Here is a 3,273-nt window from a genome sequence, read left to right on the forward strand (position 1 = left end):
CCCGGATTGTTGCACCGCAGCCTTGAGCCACGCGGCGCCCTTGTCCCAGAGGTTTTGGATCTCGGCGGGCAGGCCGTCGACCCGGTACTCCTTCGGGATGCCGATGGTGAGGCCCTTCCACGCCGCGCGACACGGCGGCTTCGAAATCGGGCACCGCCAGGTCGGTGCAGGTCGTATCCCGGGGATCGGGGCCCGCCATGGAGCCGAGGAGGATGGCGCAGTCGCGTACCGTCCGGGCGATCGGGCCCGCCTGGTCGAGGGAGGAGGCGAAGGCCACCGTACCCCAGCGCGAGCACCGCCCGTAGGTCGGCTTGATCCCCACCGTGCCGGTGAAGGCGGCAGGCTGCCGGATGGAGCCGCCGGTATCGGTCGCGGTGGCGCCGAGGCAGAGCCGCGCGGCGACCGCCGCGGCGGACCCGCCCGAGGAGCCGCCGGGCACGATCTGCGTGTCCGATCCCTTGCGCCGCCAGGGCGAGACCACGTTGCCGTAGGCGCTGGTCTCGTTGGACGAGCCCATGGCGAATTCGTCGAGATTGAGCTTCCCGAGCATCACGGCGCCGTCGCGCCACAGATTGGCCGACACGGCCGATTCGTAATGCGGCTCGAAGGTTTCGAGGATCTTGGAGCCCGCCGTGGTCGTCACGCCGTGCGTGCAGAACAGGTCCTTGATGCCGAGGGGGATGCCCTCAAGGGGGCGGCCCTCGCCCGATGCGATCTTCCGGTCGGAAGCCTCGGCCATCGCCAGGGCGCGGTCCGGGGTCTCCCGGATATACGCGTTCAGGACGCGGGCCTTGGCCATGGCGTCGAGATGCGCCTGGGTCAGCTCGCGGGCCGAGATCCGCTTTGCCTTCAGGGCATCGCGCGCTTCGGCCAGGGTGAGTTCGTTCGGATCCACGCTGTTCACGTCCCCGCGCGCGCTGTCGCGCGCCTGCCCGCCAGAAATCCGGTCCGCAAGGTCCGGGCCGTCCTCGGCCTACTCGACCACCTTCGGGACCAGGAAGTAATTGTCCTCGGTCTCGGGCGCGTTGGCGACGACGTCGGCGGCGCGGCCGCCCTCGGTGACGACGTCCTCGCGCTTCTTCATCGCCATCGGCGTCACCGAGGTCATCGGCTCGACGCCCGTGACGTCGACCGTGCCGAGTTGCTCGACAAAGGCAAGGATGGCGTTCAGCTCGCCCTGCAGCGGCCCGACTTCGTCGTCGGTGACCGCGATCCGCGCCAGATGCGCGATGCGCCGAACCGTCTTCTCGTCGACCGACATGCCGTCCCGTTCGTCCCTGCCCGGGAGCACTCTCCCGAAGTCGGTCGGGCTATAGCATCGGCGCTCGACGCGCTGCAACGCGGGTCGAAGCGGGCGGAAGGCCGGCGTGCCGGAGCAGACGAAGGCCGGCCCTGGCGACGCCACCGGGACCGAACCCGCAGGCCGACACTCGTGTGGGGCCGATCAGGTCACGACGTGGTGGGGCGTCACCGACATCTCGATGGTGATTCCCGGTTGCCGGACCGGCTGGATCATGGCTTGGGTGAAGCCCGCGACCAGGATCTCGAAGGCGAGGAGCAGCATCCAGCGGTGCTTGCGCGGCATCGCCCGCCGATATCCGGACGGTGCGGAACAGGAGAGCTGGCCGTTCGTCGACAAGGCGGGCCCCTACAGTGTGATTTAACGGAACATTAACCTACCTAGACGCGAACGGCTCCGCGCGCACCGGGGGCGATCTGCGCAGGAGCTGAAGCCTGTGGACGGTGGAGCGGGATCGATGTGGGAGCAGGTTTTCGCGGATCTCGCGCCGGGCTTCGTGCCGGACGATGGGGCTCTCGACCGTGCGGCGGCGGATCTCGGCTTTCCGCTGCCGGCCTCCTATCGCGCCTTCTGCCGAACCTGCGGCGTCGGCCTCGCGGGGGGACAGTTCCGCATCGCCGTGCCGGCGCCGTTCGAGGCCTGCGATCTGGTGACCCAGGCGGGGCTCATCGCCCACAGTGTCGGTGCCGCCGTCGCCATGCTGGAAGAGGGCGCGGAGCCGCACCGCTTCGATGTCGAGGGCGGCGAAGCGAGCGTCGTCGAGCGCGCCTGTTTCTTCGGTGCGGGCGAGGATGGCAGCTTCCTGTTCTGGGACGTCTCCGGGACGGACGGCGAGTACGACGTCTGGCTGCTCGCGCCCGATCTGGAGACGGTGCGGTTCGGCGGCGAGAGCCTCGACGATTTCTTCACCCGGGTCGCCGCGCCGTCCGCGGCGCTGGTTCTGGGGCCGGGCGCGGAGCCCCTCCCCGCCCGGTTCGAGGGTATTGCCGAGGCCACCCTGGCGCGCACCGAACAGGCGCAGCCATGAACTTCGACGCGATCCGCGCCTTCGCGGCCGAGTCCCGCGGCGGCGCCCGGCTGATCGGCATCGATCTCGGCACCAAGACGATCGGGCTCGCCCTGTCGGATCTCGGCCGCCAGATCGCGACACCCCTGGAGACGATCCGCCGGGTGAAGTTCACCCCCGACGCGCAGCGGCTCGCGACCCTCTGCCGGCAGCACGCGGTCGGCGGCTTGGTGGTCGGGCTGCCGCTCAACATGGATGGCAGCGAGGGGCCGCGGGTGCAGTCGACCCGCGCCTTCATGCGCAACCTCGCGCCGATCCTCCCCCTGCCCCACGTCTTCTTCGACGAGCGTCTCTCGACCGCCGTGGTCACTCGCGCGCTGATCGAGGCCGACGCCTCCCGGGCGCGGCGCGGCGAACTCGTGGACAAGCTCGCCGCCGCCTACATCCTGCAGGGCTGCCTCGACGTCATGCGCAATCTCGCCGACGCCGATGCCGACACCGAGGACGATTTCCTCAGCGACTGACCAGGGAGACCGTGCCGCTGCCGTGACGCTCGATCCGTCCGTCGAGCTCCAGTTCCAGAAGCACGCTCTGCACGGTCCGGGCGCCGACCCCGGCGCTCCGGGCCAGCTCGTCGGTGCCCACCGGGCTCGGGCCGAGCAGGGCGACGATCCGCGCCCGGTCATCCGCGGGCTGGGGCGGCTCGTCTTCGCAGACGGGGCGGCCGGCAGCCTCGCGGTCGGGCCACAGCGGGATCGGATCGCAATCCGCGCCGGTCGCGTCGAACTCGATCTCGTCCCAGAAATCCGGCTGCTCGGCGAGGTCCGGCCGACCGCGCGCCGGCGCCGCCTCCGCGTCCGGGCCGCGCTCGATGATCGGGCCCAGCACCTCGACGACGTGGGCGACCTCCGAGACGAGGGTGGCGCCCTGGCGGAATCAGGTCGTTGGTGCCCTCGGCGCGCGGGTC

At 70.8% G+C, this 3,273-nt stretch carries 4 protein-coding genes and 2 pseudogenes; 2 read left to right on the forward strand and 4 right to left on the reverse strand.

Going from position 1 to position 3,273, the window contains the following annotated elements; genetic code table 11:
- The 3 genes and pseudogenes from I53_RS24090 to I53_RS34250 all read right to left on the reverse strand — a co-directional run.
- Positions 1–895: pseudogene (locus I53_RS24090) on the reverse strand (amidase); the annotation flags it as partial.
- 78 nt (positions 896–973) lie between these two features.
- Positions 974–1,261 (reverse strand): Asp-tRNA(Asn)/Glu-tRNA(Gln) amidotransferase subunit GatC, encoded by a 288-nt coding sequence (gatC, locus tag I53_RS24095; RefSeq protein WP_043355468.1) that lies wholly within the window; start codon positions 1,259–1,261, stop codon positions 974–976.
- A 183-nt stretch (positions 1,262–1,444) separates the two neighbouring features.
- Positions 1,445–1,585: a hypothetical protein gene (locus I53_RS34250; protein WP_164706408.1), complete on the reverse strand. Its 141-nt coding sequence runs from the start codon at positions 1,583–1,585 to the stop codon at positions 1,445–1,447.
- A gap of 172 nt (positions 1,586–1,757) precedes the next feature.
- On the opposite strand from I53_RS34250, the gene I53_RS24105 reads away from it, so the two are divergent.
- Positions 1,758–2,327 carry an SMI1/KNR4 family protein gene (locus I53_RS24105; RefSeq protein WP_043355471.1) on the forward strand — a complete coding sequence of 190 codons (570 nt, stop codon included), beginning with the start codon at positions 1,758–1,760 and terminating at the stop codon, positions 2,325–2,327.
- Positions 2,324–2,830 carry a Holliday junction resolvase RuvX gene (ruvX, locus tag I53_RS24110; protein WP_043355472.1) on the forward strand — a complete coding sequence of 169 codons (507 nt, stop codon included), beginning with the start codon at positions 2,324–2,326 and terminating at the stop codon, positions 2,828–2,830. The genes I53_RS24105 and ruvX overlap by 4 nt, the downstream gene beginning before the upstream one ends.
- Here the strand turns inward: ruvX and I53_RS24115 are convergent.
- Positions 2,820–3,273: pseudogene (locus I53_RS24115) on the reverse strand (DNA-protecting protein DprA); the annotation flags it as partial. The gene ruvX and the pseudogene I53_RS24115 sit on opposite strands and share 11 nt — an antisense overlap.

The sequence above is a fragment of the Methylobacterium sp. B1 genome, assembly GCF_000333255.1.
GTDB classification, from domain to species: Bacteria; Pseudomonadota; Alphaproteobacteria; order Rhizobiales; family Beijerinckiaceae; genus Methylobacterium; species Methylobacterium fujisawaense.